Origin of the sequence: Virgisporangium aliadipatigenens (assembly GCF_016863615.1) — a bacterium.
In the GTDB taxonomy this organism is placed as follows: domain Bacteria; phylum Actinomycetota; class Actinomycetes; order Mycobacteriales; family Micromonosporaceae; genus Virgisporangium; species Virgisporangium aliadipatigenens.
The window spans coordinates 21,380-41,400 of sequence record NZ_BOPF01000049.1 but is presented as its reverse complement, the minus strand read 5'-3'; the positions used below and the strand labels follow the sequence as shown (position 1 = coordinate 41,400).

Here is a 20,021-nt window from a genome sequence, read left to right as displayed (position 1 = left end):
CGTTCGCCCGGCGGTCAGCCGACATTGTTACCATCCCGGCCATGCTGGGGGCGAGGTTCAAGACGGCCCGGTGGGTCGGTGCGGGGCTCGCGGACCAGATCGTCATCGCGGTCGCCAACGCCGGCACCACCCTGCTCGGGGTGCTGCTGGTGCATCCGCGCGCGCGTGCCGACGACCTGCTGCTCGCGATCGCGATCGGGTACGCGGTGATCGGGCTCGGGCGGGCGTTCGTGGGTGAGGTGCTGCTGGCGGTCGCCGCCCGCGAGGGCGAGGAGCGGCGCCGGGAGCTGGTGCGCCACGGGCTCACCGCCGCCCTGACGATCGGCGCGGGCGCCGGGCTCCTGCTCGTGGGCGTCTGGGCGGTCTGGCCCCGCGGCTGGCGGATCGATCTCAGTGACCTCGTGTACCTGGCGGTGTTCCTGCCGGTGCTGCTGATGCACGACGCGGCCCGCTACACGTACCTGGCCGAACGCAAGCCGTCCTCGGCGCTGGTGATCAACGTGGCGTACGCGAGCACGCAGTTCGCCGCCATCGGGGTGTTGGCGGCGACCGGGCTGGTCGGCGGGCCGACGCTGATCATGGCGTGGGGGCTCGGCGCGTGTGCCGGCGTGGCGCTGTTCTGCGTGCGCACGCGGCACGTGCCGTGGGCCGGGCGGCCGCGGGTGTGGTTCCGGCAGACTCGGTTCCTGTCGGGCTGGTTCACGGCGACGGCCGTGATCGCCCAGGCGCACGGGCTCGCCACCAACTTCCTCATGGCGGGCCGGCTCACCCCGGGCGCGCTGGCCGGCTTCAAGCTGGCGCAGACGACGATGCTGCAGCCCGTTCAGAACGTGAACCAGGCGTTGATCAGCCTGCTCGTGCCGCGCATGTCACGGCTCTCCGGCGCAGCCGTGGTGCCGGCGCAGCGCACCTCCACGGAGAACGCCGCCGCGTCGGAGGACCCGTCGGCCGCCGTCGCCGTGGCGGATCCGAGCGCGACGCTGCGGCGGCAGGTGTTCCGGATGTCCGTGGCGTTCAGCGGGCTGGCGGTGCTCATGGTCGCCGTCGGTGCGCCGCTGGGGTCGTTCGTGCTGAGTCACGTGCACCGGTTCGCCGATGTGGCGCCGCTGGCCCTGCCGGTGCTGCTGCAGGGGGCGATCTACCTGGTGCAGGCGCCGTTCACGGCCGCGCTGCGCGGGATGCACCGGGCCAAGGCACATCTCGTCCAGTACGCGATCTACGCGAGCGCCAGCGTCGTGGGGCTGATCGTAGGGGCGGAGGCCGACGGGCTGACCGGCGCCGCGTGGGGCCTGGCGGTCGGCGCGGCGATCGGGTTGGTGGCGAGCGTCGCGCTCTACGCCAACGCGCTGCGCCACCTCGGAGACGCCGACGCCGAGACGTGGGTCACGGAGCCGGAGCCGGCGACGGAGCTGGTGTAGCGCCCGCCCGGAGCGCGCGTTCCGCCAGCAGGTACTGCGCGATCATCACCCCCAGGCCGAACGCCGACCCGAACGCCAGCCCCCACACCGCCGCCCGCAGGCCGCCCAGCCAGGCCCCGAGGACCAGGCCGGTCAGGCTCACCGCCGAGAAGATCAGGTACTGCACCAGCAGCGACTTCGGCCGGTGCATCCCGCGCAGCGCCGCCGTGAACGGCACCTGCAGCAGGTAGATCGTCGCCTGGATCGCGATCGGGACGGCCAGCGTCGCGGCGTCGACGTACTTCGGCAGCGCCAGTTCGAGGAACGGCCGCGCCGACAGGGCGGCGATCACGGCGATCACCACGCCGAGCGCGCCCAACCCGCCCGCCATCCGGAACGTCTGGCGGCGCAGTCCCTGGGCGTCACCGGCGGCCGCGAGTCGGGAGGCGCGCGGCACCAGCATGGAGTTCATGGCCGTCACGAGGTTCTGCACGGGCTGCAGCACACCGGTCTGGGCCAGGCGCAGGATGGCGAGCGCGACCGGGTCGAGGAAGTTCACGACGCTGGTGGCGATGACCAGCGTGTGCGTCTGCCCGACCAGCGCGGTGGCGGTGAACCACCCCGCGAGGTGCCGGGTCCGGGTGATCCAGCCGCGCGGGGTGCCGCGGAGCGGGTTGACGCGATCGCGCAGCAGCCACAGGCCCGCCGCCACCGACGCGCCGGTCCCCCACGCCAGCAGCAGGGTCGCGCCGCGTACCGCGTCCGCGACGACGAGGACCGCGATCAGCGCCGCCTGCGTGCCCACCCAGGTCGCGTCGATCACGAGGGCCCGTGCCGGCTTGCCGTCCGCGAGCGCCGTGTGCCGCCCGGTGTCCTGCAGCAGTATCAGTGGAACGGCCGGAGCGGCCCACACCAGGTCACGCAGGCTGTCGATGCCGGTGGCCCAGAGGCCCACCAGCACCAGGGACGCGAGAACGCCGTAGCAGAGCGCGGTGGCGGCGCCGTCGCGCACGAGGGTCCGGCGTTCCTCGCCGTCGAGCCGGGGCGCCAGCGTCAGCAGCACCTCGCAGACGAACGCCCGGCCCAGGCCGTTCGCGAAATAGGCGAAAACGACGGCGAACAGCATGATGCCCGCGGCCCGGCGGTCCAACAACGCCGCGGCCAGGATCGGGTTGGCCGCGTTGGCGAGGGCGATGACCGCCTGGTCGACCAGGCCGACGGAGAGCCGACGTTTCACGGGAAACTGGGTGCGGGCTCTGCGGGGGTGTCGTCCGGGGCCGCGGTCGCGGCGAGGAGCACGGCCGCCTCGGCGGCCAGGAGCAGGATCCACAGCGTGCCGCCGGTGCCGCCGAGCAGCCAGTCCGAGGTCATGATCGTCGGCAGCATCGAGATCGCCAGGATCGCGAGCCAGGCGGGTGCCGTCGGCGTGCTGACCTCCCGCCGGCGCAGCACCGCGGGTGCCTCGCGCAGCATCCGCCACACGCCGGCGTGGCGCAGCAGCAGGTAGAGCCCCACGAGGAACGCCGCCACGCCCAGCACGCCGCCCCGCCGCAGCGCGCCGACGGCCGCATTGTCGGTGGTGAGCTTGACGTCCTCGCCGCTGCTCTCGCGGTACACGGTCGCCCGGGAGTCGCGCGTGCTGCCGAACGCCTTCTCCACCACCGGGCCGTCCCGCCAGTCGGTGAAGACCTGCTTCCAGGTGTCGAGCCGGCCGCTGGTGACCCCGCCGCCGTCGTGGCGTTCCTGCATGAGGAAGCCGCCGGTGCCGCCGGAGACGGCGAAGATCAGCAGCAGCGCGATGAACGGCGTCGCCGCCGCGAGCCACGGACGCCGTTCGACCGCGAGATCGACGACCGGGCGGCGGGTCCGCCACCAGAGCAGCACGGCGTACACGACCGCGGCCGCGGCGGCGAAGATGAACGCGGTGCGCGAGTTGGTCAGGTAGATGAACCAGGCGCCGATCGCGACCGCCCCGACGCGCTGGACCTTTGAGAACGCGCCCGACGGGCCGATCCGGACGACGACGACGAGGGCGAGCATGCCGAGGGAGTTCGGGTGGTAGAGCAGCCACTCGCCGCCCCAGAAGCGGTGCTCCATGTTCTCGCCCCAGCCGGTCGACGGCACGGCGTGCAGGTCGTCGAACATCTCGCCGGAGCCGGCCATCGTCAGCGCCGCGATCGCGTACAGGAACGCGGCGACGATCCCGACCGTCAGGTCCCGGTCGCGGCGGGTGGAGGCCAGGACGGCGAGCACGGCCAGGGCGAAGACGCCCAGGTAGGCGACCCGCTGGGCGGCGATGCCGACCTTGAGCATGAGCAGCGCGCCGGCCACGCCGATGATCCAGTAGCCGATGCCGAGCCACACGCCGCCGATGCGGGGCAGCGTGCGCAGATCCCGCAGCCACGGCCAGGCGAGCACCATGAACACGATGCCCTCGGCCGCGAGGAAGCCCCACACGATCAGCTTGGTCTCGCTGAACGTCCAGCTCAGCACGCCCGCCCCGACGAAGAACCCGCCGGTGACCAGCCCCCGCCAGGTGATGCCCCGCAGCGAGAACGCCAGGGCCGCGATGCCGGCCGCGACGATCCCCGCGACCAGCGCCTCGAGGGACTCGAGCACATTGCCGGTCCGGTAGAACTCGACGGCCGACACCGCCACCGCGGCGATGATCGCGCCGGCTGCCAGGTTGGTCTTCATCGGGCCACACTTTCGTAGAGCGCCAGCAGTCGGGTGACGTTGACCTCGGGCGTGAACTCCGACTCGTACCGGCGCCGTGCGGCTTCCGCGCGGGACGGTGCCTCCTTCGCGGCGCGGGGCAACGCGTCGGCCAGTTCCGCCGGCGGCACGGCCCAGCCCGTATCGCCGATCACGAAAGGGATCCCGCCCAGGTCGGTGCCGAGCGTGGGCCGCCCGTGCGCGAGCCCCTCGATGATGCTGGTCGGCAGCACATCGGGCCAGATCGACGGAACGATCAGCGCGGCCGTGCGCCGCAGCGCCGCTTCCATCCCGGCCCGGTCGAGCTGTCCCAGGTAGACGACGTCGCCGCGGGCCGGTATCTCGCCGCGCAGCGGCCCGTCCCCGGCGATCCGCAGCGTGCCCAGGCTTCCCTCGGGATGGCTCAGCCACGCGTCGAGCAGCAGCCTGAGCCCCTTCTCCACGGTGAGGCGCCCCGCGAAGAGAAAACCGTCGCCCGGTGGGGTCGGCGGCCCGGGGTCGGGGACGCCGTTCGGCTTGACGGTGATGCGCTCCTGCGGCACCCCGAACTCCCGCAGGTGCGCCGCGATCGTCCCGGTCAGCGCGACATAGTGCGGAACGTCCAGCCAGGTGCGCCGGTGCACGCTCAGCGTCGTGGCCATGACCACGCTCTGCGCCTTCGAGCCGCGGTAGCACGAGTGCCGGACGGCCGGCGTCGGAAAGGCGCGGCCCTTGCAGTCCGTGCAGACGTGGCCGTCGCGGAAGTAGGTGCCGGCGACGCAGACCTGCCGGAAGTTGTGCACCGTGTGGACGACCGGGAGGCCGTGCCTGCGCGCCTCGGTGATCACCGCCGGGGAGATCAACGGGTACGGGTTGTGCAGGTGCAGGACGTCGGGCTTCTCCTGACGGATCAACCGGCGCAGCTCGCTCACGGCGCCCGGGTTCCGCATGGGGGAGAAGGGCAGCAGGGCCTTCTGCGCCTTCGGCAGCGAGCCGATGTCGTCCGACGAACGGATCAACGGCAGCACGGTGACGCCGGCCGCGGTGAGCTGGGCGATCTCCGCGTCGACGATGGTGTTCTCGCCGGACGGCTGCGCCGAGACGTACCGGTTGTGAGCGACCACGACCTTCATGACGCGCATGAGCCTAGCGGGGGCGCCTGTTGTTCCGGCTCCCGGCGACTCGATCCGGTTTTCGGCGACGTGATCCACAGCTGTGGATGGGCGCGGCCGGCCGTTGTCCACAGGGCCGCCCGCGCGGCGGAGGGGTCGTTCGTCCACAGGCTGTGGATAAGTCTGGGGGTTATCCACAATCGCTTGCACAAGCGTCTCCACAGGGGTAGACGGGGAGAGTGCCGGAGCTACCCGAGGTCGAAGCGCTCGCCGCGTTCCTGCGCGAACGCGCCGTCGGCCACACCATCGAGCGCATCGAGGTCTCGGCGATCAGTGCGCTGAAGACCTACGACCCGCCGGTGACGGCCGCGGCCGGGCTGGTCCTGACGGGCGCGTCGCGGCACGGGAAGTTCCTCGACATGCACCTCGGGGACGACCTGCATCTCGTCGTGCACCTCGCCCGCGCCGGTTGGCTGCACTACCGGGACGAGCTGAGCCGCACCCCGCTCAAGCCGGGGAAGGGGCCGATCGCGGTGCGGGTCCGGCTGGACGACGGGTCGGGCTTCGACCTCACCGAGGCCGGCACGCAGAAGAAGCTCGCGGCGTATCTGGTGCGGGACCCGCAGACCGTCCCGGGCGTGGCGAAGCTGGGGCCGGACGCGCTGGCGGCCGATCCGGAGACGTTCGCAGTACGGGTGCGCTCCCGGAAGGGCCAGATCAAGGGCGTGCTCACCGACCAGTCGATCCTGAGCGGGATCGGCAACGCGTACTCCGACGAGATCCTGCACGCCGCGAAGCTGTCGCCGTTCGCCATCAGCGACCGGCTCTCCGACGAGGTGATGGCCAGGCTGCACGCGGCCGTCCGGGAGACGTTGAGCAAGGCCGTGGCGAAGTCGGTCGGGCAGAAGGCGGCGACGCTCAAGTCCGAGAAGCGTTCGGGGCTGGCCGTGCACGCCCGCACCGGGCTGCCCTGTCCCGTCTGTGGTGACACCGTGCGGGAGGTGTCGTTCCACGACTCGAGCCTGCAGTACTGCCCGACGTGCCAGACGGGTGGCAAGCCGCTCGCGGATCGAAGGCTCTCCAGGCTGGTCCGCTAACCTGACCCGCGTGAATCCCCGCCGGGCCTTTCTCCTGGCGCTCGTCGGGTTCGTCCTGCTGGGGGCGGCGTGGGCGCTCGCCCTGCCGGTCAACGGCACGTACGACGAGAGCCGCCACATCATCCGTGGGTACGCCGTCGTGGACGGCCAGTGGCTGCCCGGGGGGCCGCACCGGCTGTCGTTCGACGTGCCCGGGTCGCTCCTGCCGGCCGATCCGGACTGCACGTGGAAGCCGAAGCCGCCGAAGCCGGCCAGCTGCCAGGGTCCTCAGGGCGATCCGGCGAAGGTCGCCACCGAGACGTACACCGCGCGGTACAGCCCGGTCTACTACCTGCCGGTCGGCATCCCGCTGAAGCTGTGGCCGGACCGCACCGGTGTGCTCGTCGCGCGGCTGGTGTCCGTTCTGCTGAACGCGCTGCTGCTGGCGGCGGCGGTGATGTTCGCGCTGCGGATCTCGACGCTCACGGCCGCCGGCGTGATGCTCGTGGCGACCCCGACCGTGGTGAACCTCGCCGGGTCGATCAATCCGAACGGGCTGGAGATCTCCGCGGGTGTGCTGCTGTTCGCCGCGGGGTTGTCGTATCTGCGGCACCGCACCGGGCTCCTGGCGGCCGGCGTGGCCGGTTTTCTCCTGATCACACTCCGGCACCTGGGGCCGTTGCTGTTCGCGATCGACCTGCTCGCACTCGCTGTCCTGGCGGGCCGGACGACGATCGCCGGTGAGCTGCGACGCAGGGACACCTGGGTGCGGTTCGGCCTGCCGGTGGGTATCGGGGCGGCCGTGGCGGGAGCGTGGGCGTTGGCGGCGCGGTCACCCGTGGGCGCGGGACCGGGTGCGCCCAGTGACGAGTCGGTGTTCGCCGGGTTGATCGACCATCGGTTGGCGTTCTACGTGAACCAGATCGTCGGCCAGTTCGGTTACGGGGAGACAACGATTTCGCCGGCGGCAATCCTGCTCTGGTATCTGCTGATCGGTGTGGTTCTGTGGCGGGTGATTGTGCGCGGCCCGGGGCCGGAACGCCTGGTCACAGTGGGTCTGGTGGGTGTCGGATTCGCCCTGCTGATCGCCCTGGAGTTCATTTTCGTGCCGGGCCACGGGTGGTTCTCACACGGTCGCTATGCGCTTCCTGTGCTGGTCGGGGCGGTGCTCGTGGGAGCCTCCGCGGGGTCCCGGATCCCTTGGCTGCCAACGGTTCTGGTGGCGGCGACCCTGCCCGTTCACCTGTACGCTCTCGCCCGGGTGATGACCAGGTTCCAGGTGGGCATCGCGCAAAGCTTTGCACCGTTCGGTGGGAGTTGGCTGCCGCCCGTGCCGCCGTTCCTACCGTTGGTGATCGTGCCGGTTGGAGTGTTGTTACTGACGGCGATTGTTTGGTCGCAGGGAATGCGCTCTACGTCGGACAAAAAGGGTATAAGCGTTCGACTCTCGACACGGAAAGTATTTACACACTAGGGTCGGCCAGTCGTCACCGTGATAGGTGGCGGGTCGTGTCACACTGGGGGCGCCGTGAACGGTCTGGTCGCCGTGGAGGCTCCCTGCCGCACGGGGGAGGATTCGTAGCAGTGACCACAAGCCTCCACCGGCCTGACACCTCATCCCGTCGGAGCAACAGAGTGCAACCGACTCTAGACAGCTTCGAGATCCTGCCCGACCGTCCGTTGCAGACCAACGGGGTGCCGCGCTCGGCCTGGAAGCGAACCCGCCGGACGCCCATGTGGCACCGGGTGTACGTCGTCGCGCTCGTGCTGCTCGACTTCCTCGGCGCGCTGTTCGCCGACCTCACGTCGATCACGCTCTTCGACAACAAGGCCGAGTCGGGCCTCAGTACCACCGAGCTGTTCCCGGTCATCGCGTACGTGCTGCTGCCGCTCGGCTGGGTGATAGTGCTGTGGGCGCACGGCTGCTACGACCGCCGCTACCTGGGCGTCGGCACCGACGAGTTCAAGCGGGCGCTCCGCGCGTCGTGGACGGTCGTCGCCGTGGTGGCGTTCATGGCGTTCGCGCAGAAGCGGGATCTGTCCCGTATGACCGTCGGTGTGGCGCTGCTCGGCGCGCTGACCTACATCCTGCTGCTGCGCTATCTCGCCCGTTCGATCCTGCACCTCACGCGGAACAAGACCGGGCTCGCCGTGCATCGCATGGTGCTGGTGGGCACCCTTCCCGAGACGCTCGAGGTGCACGCCGCGATCACCCGCAACCCCTCCTCCGGGCTCGTGCCCGTCGCGATCTCGCTGACCGAGGGCTATACCCGGCAGAACGGGCGGGGCGCACCCGTTCCCGTCTACGCCGGCCGGGAGATCGCGTCGCTGGTGAGCGAGCACAACGCCGACACGATCGCGGTCTGCGGCAACGCCGGTTCGCAGCCGGGCGAGCTGCGCCGGCTCGCGTGGCAGTTGGAGGGCACCGGCGTCGACCTCGTCGTGGCGCCGCAGCTGACCGACATCGCCGGCCCCCGGGTGCACATCCGCCCGGTCGAGGGCCTCCCCCTGCTCTACGTCGAAGAGCCCACGCTCTCGGGCGTCGGCTGGCTCGTGAAGAACGTTCTCGACCGGCTCGTCGCCTTCGTGGGGCTGATCGTCCTGCTGCCGGTCTTCCTGCTCATCGCGATCGCGATCCGGCTCAGCGACAAGGGGCCGGTCTTCTTCCGGCAGTCCCGCACCGGGCGCGAGGGTCAGATGTTCCGGGTCTGGAAGTTCCGGACCATGTACACCGATGCCGAGGACCGGCTCGCCGCGCTCGACGAGAGCAACGAGAGCGACGGCATGCTCTTCAAGATCCGCAACGACCCGCGGGTCTTCCCCTTCGGCAAGTTCCTCCGGGCCAGTTCCATGGATGAGCTGCCGCAGCTGATCAACGTGCTGATCGGCGAGATGTCCCTCGTGGGGCCGCGCCCGCTGCCGGCCGACGACGGCGACTTCCTCGGGGACGTTCGGCGGCGGCTGCTGGTGCGCCCCGGCATGACCGGCCTCTGGCAGGTCTCGGGTCGGTCGGACCTCTCCTGGGACGACGCCGTGCGGCTGGACCTGTACTACGTGGACAACTGGTCGCTGGTGCTGGACCTGCACATCCTCTGGCGGACCATCGGCGTGGTGCTGCGGAGCAAGGGCGCTTACTAGCCCGCGTTGCTAACTAGATGAAAGCGGGCACAACCACGCTGTGTATTGCGTGAGTGTTGCCGGCACGTGAGGATCAGGCGCGTGCGGGCCAACCTTTCTGCGGTGCTGGCGGTGGCGGCGTTACTCGCCGCACTCGTCGGCGCGGTGTACGTGGTGGTGGCGCGCCGTTCCCGCAGAGGCATCGCGACGGCCGCGCAACGGGCCACCTATGCCGTGCTGCACACCGCCGGGCTCGCCGCCGAGCCGCTGCGGGCGGGGCTCACCGAGGCTGCTGCCGCGAAGAGCGTTCGACACCTGCGGTCACTCAGCGGAGCCCCCGGCTTCGCCGTGGCGACCGGGCGGAAGCTGTTGGCGTTCGACGGAGAGGGACTGCACCACCGCGAACAGATCGTGACCGCGGCGGCCAAGGTGACCGCGACCGGAAGATCCACTGTCCTGGTCGACCGCGACCTGGCCTGCGACCGGATCGACTGCGAGATCCGCGGCGCCGTCGTCGTGCCGCTGCAGCCACCCGACGCGCCCTGCGTCGGCGCGGTGGCGGCGCTCTCCTCCGGGCCGGTCGCGCCCGGGCTCGTCCAGGCGACCATGGAGACCGCCGGATGGGTCTCCGCCCAGCTCGCCGTCGCCGAACTGGACACCTCCCGCGCCCGGCTCGCCCGGGCCGAGGTGCGGGCGCTGCGGGCCCAGATCAGCCCGCACTTCATCTACAACGCCCTCACGGCCATCGCGTCGTTCGTGCGGACCGATCCCGAACTCGCCCGCGAACTGATCGAGGAATTCGCCGAGTTCACCCGGTACTCGTTCCGGGCGCATGGTGAATTCACCACTCTTGCCGAGGAATTACGTTCCATCGACCGATATCTGACCATCGAACGGGCCCGTTTCGGGGAACGTCTCCAGGTGCGCCTCCAGATCGCTCCGGAGGTGCTGCCGGTCGGCCTGCCGTTCCTGTGCCTGCAGCCGCTGGTGGAGAACGCCGTCCGGCACGGCCTGTCCCGCAAGCCCGGCACGGGAATGGTGAGCATCAAGGCGAGCGACGCGGGGGCCGAGTGCCACCTGACCGTCGAGGACAACGGAGTGGGGATGGATCCGGCCGTGTTACTGCGCGGCGAGGCCGAAGAGGGGCACGACGCGGGACAGCACGTGGGGCTGTCCAATGTGGACGATCGTTTGCGGTCGGTGTTCGGAGAGACGTTCGGGCTGGTCGTCGAGACGGCGCCCGGTGCGGGGACGAAGGTCAGCATGCGCATTCCCAAGTTCCATCCCGCCGTACGGGTACACACATGAGCGCGCAGCGGGGCGGCGCGGCGACGAAGGAAGGCGGCGCCTTCAGCGCTGCCCCGATGCTGTGCGGGGACAGATGACGAGTGCTCCTCAGTTACGGGTGCTGGCGGTCGACGACGAGCCGCCGGCGCTGGACGAACTCGCCTACCTGCTGCGCGCCGACCCGCGCGTAGCGGTCGTGCACACCGCCAACGACCCCACCGAGGCGCTGCGGGTGCTCCGCGACACCGACATCGACGTGGTGTTCCTCGACATCCGCATGCCCGGCCTCGACGGCATGGAACTCGCCCGCCTGCTCGGGCGCTTCGCGCGGCCGCCGGCCGTGGTGTTCGTGACGGCGTACGACGACCGGGCCGCCGAGGCCTTCGACCTCGGCGTCGCCGACTACGTGCGCAAGCCGGTGCAGCGCGACCGGATCGCCGAGTCGCTGCGCCGCGTGCTGGCCGCGCGCCTCGTACCCCGGCAGGCCGACGCGTCCCGCCGCGACGACGAGCCGGCCATCCCGGTCGAACTCGCCGGAACGACGCGGCTGCTGCCCCGTTCGGCCGTGCACTGGGTGGAGGCACAGGGCGACTACGCGCGACTGCACACCGCCGACGGTTCGCATCTGGTGCGGGTGTCGCTGGCGACGCTCGCCGAACGGTGGGCCGACGCGGGATTCGTGCGCATCCACCGGTCGTTCCTGGTGCGGCTGAATCTCATCTCCGAGCTGCGGCTGACCGGTGGGGGATATGTGGTCAGCATCGACTCGCGGGAACTGCCCGTGTCGCGCCGGCACACCCGGGAGCTGAAGGACCGGCTCGTTCGGGCGGCGAAGCAGGACTGGCGGTAGCGGAAGAGACCTCTTTCGGTCACGCGCACGGAATCTTCACAGCGCACACCGAGGCTTTACACCGGTGCTCACTACGGTGCTTGGCATGAGCGGACGCTTGCGGGAGCGAATCGGCTGGCACTGCGCAGTCGTGCCTCATGGCGCCGCGGAGCGAAGCGGAGCGGTGACATGAGCGTGGGTGAGATCGGTGGGCAGCGGCGCAAGGTGCTCGTCGTCGAGGACGAGCGGGCGATCGCCGACGCGGTAGCCGCGCGGCTGCGCGCCGAGGGGTTCATCGTCGACACGGCCTACGACGGGTTGGCGGCGGTTACGACGTTCCGGGCGGCCCGGCCGGACCTGGTCGTGCTCGACATCATGCTGCCCGGGATCGACGGGCTGGAGGTGTGCCGCCGCATCCAGGCCGAACGCCCGGTGCCGGTGATCATGCTGACCGCCCGGGACGACGAGACCGACCTGCTCGTCGGGTTGGCCGTCGGCGCCGACGACTACCTCACCAAGCCGTTCTCCATGCGGGAACTGGCCGCCCGGGTGCACGCCGTCCTGCGCCGCATGGAGAAGCTCGCGCAGAGTGTGCCGGACGGGCCACCCCCGATCACCATCGGCGACCTGGAGATCAACCGGGCGGAACGCCGCATCCGCCGGGCCGGCGTCGAGGTGCACCTGACGCCGACCGAGTTCGACCTGCTCGTGCAGCTCGCCGCCCGGCCGCGCACCGTCCTGCCCCGCGAACGCCTCCTCGCCGACGTGTGGGGCTGGGCCGACGCGTCCGGCACGCGCACCGTCGACAGCCACATCAAGGCGCTGCGGCGCAAGCTCGGCCCCGACCTCATCCGGACGGTGCACGGGATCGGCTACGCACTGGAGGCACCGACATCATGAGTTTCTGGGACTCGCTGCCGCGGCCGCTGGATCCGGTGCGTTCGATCAAGCTGAAGCTGAGCATCCTGCTCGGGGTCTCCTGGGTGGCCGGGCTCGCCGTGTTCCGGTACTGGATCGGCTGGGTGCCGCCGTTCACGTCGATCACCGCCGTCGCGGTGGCGATCGCCATCGGGCAGGTGCTGGCGCACGGGATGACGTCACCGCTGCGCGAGATGACCGCCGCCGCACGGGCGATGGCGCGCGGGGACTACAGCCGGCGGGTGCGCGCCACGTCCCGCGACGAGGTGGGGCAGCTCGCGGTGGCGTTCAACAGCATGGCGGCCGAACTGGCGACGGCCGACCAGCAGCGCCGCGAGCTCATCGCCAACGTGTCCCACGAACTCCGGACGCCGATCACGGCGATCCAGGCCGTTCTCGAGAACGTGATGGACGGGGTCGCGGACCCGGACACCCTCAAGACGGCCCTGGCCAACACCGAACGCCTCGGTCGGCTCGTCACCGAACTGCTCGACCTGTCCCGCATCGACGCCGGCGTGCAGCCGCTGCACCGCGCCGAACTGCCGCTGCCCGACCTGCTCGACAGCGCCGTCGAGGAGTCGCGGGTCTCCGCCGCGGCCGCCGGGCGGGACGTACGCCTGCACGTCACCGCGCCCGACGAGACCGTCTACGCCGACCGCGAACGCCTCACCCAGGTGCTGGTCAACCTGCTGGACAACGCCGTGCGGCACAGCCCGGCCGGCGGGCGGGTCGACGTGCGGGCCTACACGAAGGCGCGGGACAGCGTCATCGAGGTGGCCGACGAGGGGCCCGGGATCCCGGTCGAGGAACGCCTGCGCGTGTTCGAACGCTTCACCCGTGGCCAGCGCGCCACCGGCGGTGGAACGGGGCTCGGCCTCGCCATCGCGTACTGGGTCGTCGAGCTGCACGGTGGCTCGATCGGCGTCGTCGACAGCGCCCGGGGCTGCGTGATCCGGGTGACGCTGCCGCCTGCTCCCCCTGCCCTTTGAGTACTCAATCCCTGAGAGGGGTTCTTCGTGGAACCGATCCAGGATCGTGTGTTTCTGCACAAGCGGGTGCCGCTCACGCGGGCCGCCCCTGAGTCGCCCGACTGGGTGCCGGCGCCGCCCGACTCGTGGGCGATGCTGTCGGCGCCGGTCAGCGGGGCGCCGGTGAGTGCGATGCCGGCGGCCGGGTCGGTCTCGGCGCCGCCGTACGCCGCGGGTGTGCCGACGTCTGCGGTGCCCGCGTCGGCGCCTCCCCTGCCGGGCGGGCCGGGGTGGGTGCGGGCGGTCGCGCCGTCCGGGGGTGTGGGGTCGGGCTCCGGATCGGATGGGGACCCGGCGCCGGACGGCGCGTCGCCCGCGGCTTCGACGACGGGCGTGGGGCCGTCGGCGGGCGGGGCCTCGTCGCTCGGGTTCGTGGCGCCGGACTCCGCGCCGGTGGAGTCTTCGGCGCCGGGCGCGGCATCGACCGGGGGTGCCGGTTCGTCCGCGCCCGCCGGGCAGCCCGCGGGCACTGCGGCCGGAGGCACGCCGTCTGGTCCCGGCCCGTCCGGCCCGTCCGGGACGGTGCGTCCCGCGTCCGCACCGGCCGGGCAGATCACCGCCGGCCCGACGCCGGTCGGTGCCGCGACAACCGCCGGGCCGGGCGGGGCAACGCCGCCCGCACCACCGGGCCCGCTCCCGCCGAAGTCCGGACCGGCTCGCCCCGGCTATCCGGCCCAGCCCGTCTCGGGCGGCATGCCGGCCTACCCCGGCCAGCCCGTCTCGGCCGGCACGCCCGCCTATCCCGGTCGCCCCGTGACGGCACCTCCCGCGCCGCCGAGGCTGATGATGCCGGCGGGGATCCGACCCGGTTTCCTGACGCGGCACTGGCCCGAACCGGCCGATCCGACCCCGACGGCGGTCGCCGGCGTGGGTCTGATCGGCGCGACCGCGGCGCTGTTCCTGCGGTTCCAGGCGGGGCCGAGTGTGGGCTGGCTGATCGTCGGGCTGGTGGCGGCCGCCTGTGTGCTGGCCAGCCGGCGGGCGGCCGTTCGGGCATCCGGCGAGAGTGGGTGGTCGCCGTCGCCGCGTGCGCTGTGGGCCGTCGCCGCCGTCGCTCTTCTTTCCGTGGGAACGGTGCGCGCGGCCGGCTGGCTGTTCGCGTTGTGCGTTCCGTTGGCGGTGGTGTGCGCGTCGGTGGCGGTGGCCGGTGGGCGCACCGCCCGCACGCTGCTCCTGACGGCGTTCAGCACGCCGTTCGCGGGATTCCGCGGCGCGCCGTGGTTCGTGCGGGGCGCCTCGCGGGAGATGGGGCGTTCGACCGGCTCGCACTCGCTGCGGATGGCCGCCGCCATCGGGGTCACGCTGGCGCTCGTGGTGGTCTTCGGCGGCCTGTTCGCGGCGGCCGACCCGGCGTTCGAGGCGCTCGTGGACAAGCTCGTGCCGGAGGTGGACCCGAGCGGGTTCTTCGGGGCGGGCTGGCGCTTCGTGATCTTCGCGTGGGGCGGACTGGGCGCGGTGTACCTGGCCAGCCGGCCACCGACGCTCGACGCCGTCGAACCCGGCGAACGCAAGCCGGTGCGCCGCGTCGAGTGGCTGCTGCCGGCCGTGGTGCTCGACGGGGTGTTCGTGACGTTCGTGGCGGTGCAGTTCGGTGCGTGGTTCGGGCGGGACGACTATGTGCGGCGCACCGCCGGGTTGACGTACGCCGAGTACGCGCGGCACGGGTTCTGGCAGCTGTCGGCCATCTCCGTGCTGACGCTCGTGGTACTGGCCGTCGCCGTGCGCAAGGCACCCCGGGAGAACCGCGGCGACCGCATCGCCATCCGCGCGGCGCTCGGCACGCTCACGGCGCTGTCGCTCGTCGTGGTCGGTTCGGCGCTGCTGCGCATGCACGTCTACGAGCAGGCGTACGGCCTGACCCGGCTGCGGCTGCTGGTCGCGGTCTGCGAGGTGGCCATCGGGATCGTGTTCGTGATGGTGCTCGTGGCCGGCATCCGGCTGAACGGTGCCTGGCTCCCGCGCGCCGTCCTGGGCACGGCGGTCGTCGCCCTGCTCTCGCTGGCGGCGCTCAACCCGGACCGCCTGATCGCCGACCGGAACATCGGCCGCTATCAGGCCCATCCGGAACGCCGGCTGGACATCTACTACCTGGGATCGCTGTCGGCCGACGCGGCGCCGGCGTTCGACCGGCTGCCGAAGGCGTACCGCGACTGCGTCCTGTCCGGCATCGAGCTGAGCCTGAGCCTCGAGCCCGACGCCTGGTACGAGTTCAACTTCGGGCGGGCCGAGGCGCGGCGGCTGGACCCGGCCGGCAACGCCGCGAACTGCTACAGCCTCAGGTGATTCAGGCGGCGCTACCGAGACTGCGCCCCAACCGTCCGAGCGCCTGGGTGGCGGCGTGCAGTGCCCTGTGCGCCGCCTCGAGGTCTACCGTGACTGCCGCGGTGAGGGCGGCGTTGCGAATGTAGGTGGACAGCGGTTGGTCGGCCGCGCGCGCGGCCGCGGCGATGTCGTCGAGTTCGCGTCGGCTGAACCGTACCGATACCACCGAACGGATCTCGGGGGCGTGCTCCACCGGCACCTCCGGGCCGTCGGGTTCCTGCCGGTGCTCGTAGAGGTCTTCGGCGATCGCCTCCATCTCGGCGACGCTGAGACCGGTCACTTCATCGATCTCCTGTGGCTTGTTCATGACCGCTCCCATGCTGTGATCGGATATGCCGATAGCTGATCGACGAAGTAGACGAAGCCACTGTCAGCTTTCGCCCCTCGTCCGTTACGCCGTGTGCGATGTGGGTGGCCGCACGCCCGCGCAGGTTCTTCCGGATCGTGGGGCCGTTGACGAAGACCTCCTCGATAGCGCTCGCCGTGTGCCCTGCGGAGGGGCATGCAACAGATCGGCCCCCTCGTGCGTCGGGAGATGGCGAGGGGGTGGCTGTGGAGGCGGACGGTTTCGAGACTTTCGTGCGGTCCCGTTCCGCCGCGCTGCTGCGCTACGGCTACGTCCTGAGCGGCAACGCCCATGACGCCGCCGACCTGACCCAGGAGGCGCTGGCCCGGCTGGGCGCCTCCTGGTCACGCGTGCGCCACAAGGCGGACCCCGAGAGTTACGTGCGAACGACCATGGCCCGCCTGCACATCAGCTGGTGGCGCCGGGCACGGCGGGAACGCATCGTGGACGACGTTCCCGAAAAGGGATATACGGATGCGGCGCTGGAGCGCGCCGACGGCGACGCGGGGCTGTGGCGCGCGCTCGGTCATCTGCCGCCGCGTCAGCGGGCGGTGCTCGTCCTGCGCTACTACGAGCAGCTCACGGACGAGGAGATCGGTGCGCTGCTCGGCGTCTCGCGGGTGACGGTGCGCAGCCAGGCGGCGCGCGGGCTGGACAAGTTGCGGCAGAACTGGATCCCGGTCGCGCGGGCGGCCCGGTCATGAACGCGGAGGACCCGGTGACGCGGGCGACGATGGACGACGAACTGGCGCGCACCCTCGGTGCGGCGGCCGAACTGGCTCCGGCTCCGGAGCCGGACTTCTACGCGGCGGTGCGCGACCGGCAGCGGCGCATCGTGCGGCGGCGCACGACGGCGACCGGGGTGTCGGCCGTGGCGGCGGTGCTGGTGCTGTCGGCGGCGGCGCTCGTCCTGCGGCCGTCCGGCGACGCGGCGTTCGACGCGCCGCCGGTCGCGAACGGCCCGGCGGCGAGCACTCCGGCCGACCGGCCGCCGCTGCCGGCCGAGCGGGCGAAGGAGGGGACCGTCGGGAACAAGCCCCTGAAGCTGCCGCCGAGTCTCGCCGGCGGGCAGCATTATCTGCCGGCCGGGACGATCAACGGCGTGGTGGTCGTTCAGCCGCTGGTCGGCAACGACCGCGGTGTGCCGATGCTGATCGACGCCGGCACGGCGGAGAAGCGGGCGACGCTCGGCGACGCCGACTCGGTGGAGAAGTTCGCCTACCAGCCGGTGGTGTGGGGCGGCGCCGGGATCGGCTGGTACGCGCACAACCGCTCCTTCGACGCGGAGCCGTACGCCCGGCTGTGGTACGCCCCGTACACCGACTTCGCCGCGGTGCAGGTGGCGGAGGTGCGGGGGGCGAAGGCGCTGATCACCGGGTTCGCGGTCGGCTCGCGTTACCTGTGGTGGAGCACCGAGTCGGGGGCGGTGTACCGGATGCCGTTGACCGCGGGTTCGGAGCCCGTCGAGGTGCCGGCGGCGCGCGGGGCCACGGTCGTCGGGCACGACTACGCGGTGCGCACCGCCGACGTGCAGAACGGCATCGCCGGCGGCACGCAGATCGTGGACCTCACCGGCACCGATCCGGACCGGCGGCTGCCGAGCGCGTTCGACAACGGGGCCGGGCCGCTGCGGTGCGGGCTGTGGCTGTGCGTGGCCAACGACGGTGCGAACGGTGCGCTCGCGAGCGACTACGAGGGCAAGCTGTATTCGCTGGGAGTTCCCCTGGAACAGGTGACGATCGTGTCGGGCGGCGTGATCGGCCGGGGGCCGGACGGCTGGCTGCTGTGGGACATCGGGGCCAACGCGTGGTTCCGCCTGTCGACCGGCGAGATCAAGGGCATGTGGAACCACCCGGAGCCGGGGAACCTGACCCGCCCGTACGTCTGGTGGACGGAGCCCGACGGTTCGCGCCGGCTCTGGGATCTGACAAAGGGCTGAACCGGGGATCTGACAAAGGGGTGGCCTCCTGCGAGGATGCCCGGCATGGCGGTCGAGCCCTCGCAGGATCCTCCCCAGCGGGTGCGGGTGGTGCTCGCCGACGCCGCGCGCGACCGGCGGGCCGGTCAGGTGCGTGCCGAGCTCCAGGAGCAGAGCGGCGTCGGTGAGGCGGTGCTGCGCGGCCTGATGCGCACCCAGTTGAGCCTGGCGCTGGGCATGGCGGCCGTGGTGGCGATCGGGCTGGGCGGGCTGCCGCTGCTGTTCGCGGTGGCGCCGTCGCTGGCGGCGGTGCGGCCGTTCGGGATCGCGCTGCCGTGGCTGCTGCTGGGCGTGCTGGCGTATCCGTTTCTCTTCGGGGTGGGCGCCACGTATGTGTGGCTGTCCGAGCGGACCGAGCACGAGTTCACGGAACTGGTGGACCGCAAACCATGACCCTGGCGGCGGTCGTGCTGGTGACGTTGGTGACCGTCGCCATCGGGGCATACGGGCTGCGCCTGGCGCGCACCACCTCCGACTTCCTGGTCGCGTCGAGGAGCGTGAGCCCGCGCTGGAACGCGGCGGCGATCTCCGGCGAGTACCTGTCGGCGGCGAGCTTCCTCGGCGTGGCCGGCCTGGTGCTGAAGAACGGCGTCGACGTGCTCTGGTACCCGGTCGGCTTCGCGGCCGGGTATCTGGCGCTGCTGCTGTTCGTGGCGGCGCCGCTGCGCCGGTCGGGGGCGTTCACGCTGCCGGATTTCTGCGAACTGCGGCTGGCCTCCCGGAAGCTGCGCAAGCTGGCGACGCTGTTCGTGATGTTCATCGGATGGCTGTACCTGGTGCCGCAGTTGCAGGGGGCGGGGCTGACCCTGGAGACGGTGACCGGTGCGCCCTACTGGCTGGGTGCCGTCGTCGTGGGCGGGGTGGTGACCGCGAACGTGGCGCTCGGCGGCATGCGGGCGATCACCTTCGTGCAGGCGTTCCAGTACTGGTTGAAGCTGACGGCGTTGGCGCTGCCGGTGATGTTCCTGCTGATGGCGTGGCAGTCGGACGGGCGGCCGGCGATCGCCGGGCACGACGCCCTGGACTGGCTGGTGCCGGGCAGCGAGAGCCTGTTCAGCACGTACTCGCTGATCCTGGCGACGTTCCTCGGGACGATGGGGCTGCCGCACGTGTTGGTGCGCTTCTACACCAACCCGGACGGGCAGGCGGCGCGCCGCACGACGCTCGTGGTGCTGGGCCTGGTGGGGCTCTTCTACCTGATGCCGACGCTGTACGGGGCGTTGGGCCGGGTGTACACGCCGGAACTGGCCGAGGGTGGGCGCACGGACACGGTGGTTTTGGTGCTGCCGGAGGCGATGCTCGGTGACGGGTTCGGCGCGCGGCTGTTGAGCGCGCTCGTGGCGGCCGGTGCGTTCGCGGCGTTCCTGTCGAGTTCCAGCGGGCTGTTGACGAGCGTGGCGGGCGTGCTGTCGACGGATGTGCTGGGTCGCGGTTCGGTGCGCGACTTCCGGCTGTCGAGCGTCGTGGCGGGGCTGGTGCCGATGGCGTTGGCGCTGCCGGTGTCGGCGCTGGACGTGTCGACGGTGGTGGGGTTGGCGTTCGCGGTGGCGGCGTCGAGTTTCTGTCCGCTGCTGGTGCTGGGGATCTGGTGGCGCGGGTTGACGGCGCCGGGCGCGGCGGCCGGGATCGTGACCGGTGGGGGCGCGGCGGTCTGCGCGGTGCTGTGGACGGTGTTGGCGGGCCCGCCGTCGGGGTGGGCGCAGCCGCTGGTGGCGCAGCCGGCGGCGTGGACGGTGCCGTTGTCGTTCCTGGTGATGGTGTTGGTGTCGCTGGCGACGCGGGACCGGGTGCCGGCGGGCGTCAACGGGATCATGCTCCGCCTGCACTCCCCAGATGCTCTCAGATTGTGACCGATAGATAACGATGAGTAGCTAATCCCATCGGATGACGCACGCTCTTGAGCATTCGCATACTTTC

At 71.6% G+C, this 20,021-nt stretch carries 17 protein-coding genes; 13 read left to right on the top strand and 4 right to left on the bottom strand.

What is annotated here, in order from left to right:
- The first annotated feature begins 41 nt into the window (after nucleotides 1-41).
- A complete protein-coding gene (locus tag Val02_RS41820) occupies nucleotides 42-1,418 on the top strand; it encodes an MATE family efflux transporter (protein WP_203904901.1) in 1,377 nt (458 codons plus the stop codon).
- Here Val02_RS41820 and Val02_RS41815 read toward each other — a convergent pair.
- Genes Val02_RS41815 through Val02_RS41805 form a run of 3 tightly spaced genes read right to left on the bottom strand, consistent with a single transcriptional unit; the run spans nucleotide 1,384 to nucleotide 5,224 of the window.
- Nucleotides 1,384-2,634 (bottom strand): MATE family efflux transporter, encoded by a 1,251-nt coding sequence (locus Val02_RS41815; protein ID WP_203904900.1) that lies wholly within the window; start codon nucleotides 2,632-2,634, stop codon nucleotides 1,384-1,386. The two genes, Val02_RS41820 and Val02_RS41815, sit on opposite strands and share 35 nt — an antisense overlap.
- On the bottom strand, nucleotides 2,631-4,094 hold the full coding sequence (locus tag Val02_RS41810; RefSeq protein ID WP_203904899.1) for an O-antigen ligase family protein: 1,464 nt from the start codon (nucleotides 4,092-4,094) through the stop codon (nucleotides 2,631-2,633). The genes Val02_RS41815 and Val02_RS41810 overlap by 4 nt, the downstream gene beginning before the upstream one ends.
- Entirely contained in the window at nucleotides 4,091-5,224 is a 1,134-nt protein-coding gene (locus tag Val02_RS41805) for a glycosyltransferase family 4 protein (RefSeq protein WP_203904898.1), read from the bottom strand. Before Val02_RS41805 ends, Val02_RS41810 begins: the two co-directional genes overlap by 4 nt.
- A gap of 218 nt (nucleotides 5,225-5,442) precedes the next feature.
- On the opposite strand from Val02_RS41805, the gene Val02_RS41800 reads away from it, so the two are divergent.
- The 8 genes from Val02_RS41800 (at nucleotide 5,443) to Val02_RS48475 (ending at nucleotide 15,741) form a co-directional block, all read left to right on the top strand.
- On the top strand, nucleotides 5,443-6,300 hold the full coding sequence (locus Val02_RS41800) for an Fpg/Nei family DNA glycosylase (RefSeq protein WP_203904897.1): 858 nt from the start codon (nucleotides 5,443-5,445) through the stop codon (nucleotides 6,298-6,300).
- 10 nt (nucleotides 6,301-6,310) lie between these two features.
- Nucleotides 6,311-7,753, top strand: coding sequence for a DUF2142 domain-containing protein (locus Val02_RS41795; protein ID WP_203904896.1), 1,443 nt, complete (start codon nucleotides 6,311-6,313; stop codon nucleotides 7,751-7,753).
- A gap of 161 nt (nucleotides 7,754-7,914) precedes the next feature.
- Nucleotides 7,915-9,417, top strand: a complete 1,503-nt coding sequence (locus Val02_RS41790; RefSeq protein ID WP_239153742.1) for a sugar transferase — start codon at nucleotides 7,915-7,917, stop codon at nucleotides 9,415-9,417.
- 81 nt (nucleotides 9,418-9,498) lie between these two features.
- A complete protein-coding gene (locus Val02_RS41785; protein ID WP_203904894.1) occupies nucleotides 9,499-10,704 on the top strand; it encodes a sensor histidine kinase in 1,206 nt (401 codons plus the stop codon).
- Between the two features lie 73 nt (nucleotides 10,705-10,777).
- Nucleotides 10,778-11,533, top strand: a complete 756-nt coding sequence (locus Val02_RS41780) for a LytR/AlgR family response regulator transcription factor (RefSeq protein WP_203904893.1) — start codon at nucleotides 10,778-10,780, stop codon at nucleotides 11,531-11,533.
- Nucleotides 11,534-11,701: 168 nt separating this feature from the next.
- Nucleotides 11,702-12,412, top strand: coding sequence for a response regulator (locus Val02_RS41775; protein WP_203904892.1), 711 nt, complete (start codon nucleotides 11,702-11,704; stop codon nucleotides 12,410-12,412).
- Nucleotides 12,409-13,419, top strand: a complete 1,011-nt coding sequence (locus Val02_RS41770) for a HAMP domain-containing sensor histidine kinase (protein WP_203904891.1) — start codon at nucleotides 12,409-12,411, stop codon at nucleotides 13,417-13,419. The genes Val02_RS41775 and Val02_RS41770 overlap by 4 nt, the downstream gene beginning before the upstream one ends.
- 27 nt (nucleotides 13,420-13,446) lie before the next feature.
- Nucleotides 13,447-15,741, top strand: a complete 2,295-nt coding sequence (locus Val02_RS48475; protein ID WP_203904890.1) for a DUF4153 domain-containing protein — start codon at nucleotides 13,447-13,449, stop codon at nucleotides 15,739-15,741.
- 1 nt (nucleotide 15,742) lies between these two features.
- Here the strand turns inward: Val02_RS48475 and Val02_RS41760 are convergent, their stop codons facing one another.
- Nucleotides 15,743-16,087 carry a plasmid mobilization protein gene (locus Val02_RS41760; protein WP_203904889.1) on the bottom strand — a complete coding sequence of 115 codons (345 nt, stop codon included), beginning with the start codon at nucleotides 16,085-16,087 and terminating at the stop codon, nucleotides 15,743-15,745.
- 239 nt (nucleotides 16,088-16,326) lie between these two features.
- Here Val02_RS41760 and Val02_RS41755 point away from each other — a divergent pair, with 239 nt between their 5' ends.
- From Val02_RS41755 to Val02_RS41740, 4 genes are read left to right on the top strand one after another with little or no spacing between them, the layout of a single operon-like run.
- Nucleotides 16,327-16,830: a SigE family RNA polymerase sigma factor gene (locus tag Val02_RS41755; protein ID WP_308440053.1), complete on the top strand. Its 504-nt coding sequence runs from the start codon at nucleotides 16,327-16,329 to the stop codon at nucleotides 16,828-16,830.
- A complete protein-coding gene (locus tag Val02_RS41750) occupies nucleotides 16,827-18,065 on the top strand; it encodes a hypothetical protein (protein ID WP_203904887.1) in 1,239 nt (412 codons plus the stop codon). Before Val02_RS41755 ends, Val02_RS41750 begins: the two co-directional genes overlap by 4 nt.
- 45 nt (nucleotides 18,066-18,110) lie before the next feature.
- Complete coding sequence (locus Val02_RS41745) at nucleotides 18,111-18,497, top strand: DUF485 domain-containing protein (protein ID WP_203904886.1); 387 nt, start codon at nucleotides 18,111-18,113, stop codon at nucleotides 18,495-18,497.
- Complete coding sequence (locus Val02_RS41740) at nucleotides 18,494-19,954, top strand: sodium/solute symporter (protein WP_203904885.1); 1,461 nt, start codon at nucleotides 18,494-18,496, stop codon at nucleotides 19,952-19,954. Before Val02_RS41745 ends, Val02_RS41740 begins: the two co-directional genes overlap by 4 nt.
- The last annotated feature ends 67 nt before the right edge of the window (nucleotides 19,955-20,021 follow it).

What these genes read in the sequence shown, in the direction of transcription:
- Val02_RS41820 (WP_203904901.1), top strand. Translation starts at nt 42, where the DNA reads ATGCTGGGGGCGAGGTTCAAGACGGCCCGGTGGGTCGGTGCGGGGCTC.
- Val02_RS41810 (WP_203904899.1), bottom strand. Translation starts at nt 4,094, where the DNA reads ATGAAGACCAACCTGGCAGCCGGCGCGATCATCGCCGCGGTGGCGGTG.
- Val02_RS41805 (WP_203904898.1), bottom strand. Translation starts at nt 5,224, where the DNA reads ATGAAGGTCGTGGTCGCTCACAACCGGTACGTCTCGGCGCAGCCGTCC.
- Val02_RS41780 (WP_203904893.1), top strand. Translation starts at nt 10,778, where the DNA reads ATGACGAGTGCTCCTCAGTTACGGGTGCTGGCGGTCGACGACGAGCCG.
- Val02_RS41775 (WP_203904892.1), top strand. Translation starts at nt 11,702, where the DNA reads ATGAGCGTGGGTGAGATCGGTGGGCAGCGGCGCAAGGTGCTCGTCGTC.
- Val02_RS41770 (WP_203904891.1), top strand. Translation starts at nt 12,409, where the DNA reads ATGAGTTTCTGGGACTCGCTGCCGCGGCCGCTGGATCCGGTGCGTTCG.
- Val02_RS41760 (WP_203904889.1), bottom strand. Translation starts at nt 16,087, where the DNA reads ATGAACAAGCCACAGGAGATCGATGAAGTGACCGGTCTCAGCGTCGCC.
- Val02_RS41750 (WP_203904887.1), top strand. Translation starts at nt 16,827, where the DNA reads ATGAACGCGGAGGACCCGGTGACGCGGGCGACGATGGACGACGAACTG.
- Val02_RS41745 (WP_203904886.1), top strand. Translation starts at nt 18,111, where the DNA reads ATGGCGGTCGAGCCCTCGCAGGATCCTCCCCAGCGGGTGCGGGTGGTG.
- Val02_RS41740 (WP_203904885.1), top strand. Translation starts at nt 18,494, where the DNA reads ATGACCCTGGCGGCGGTCGTGCTGGTGACGTTGGTGACCGTCGCCATC.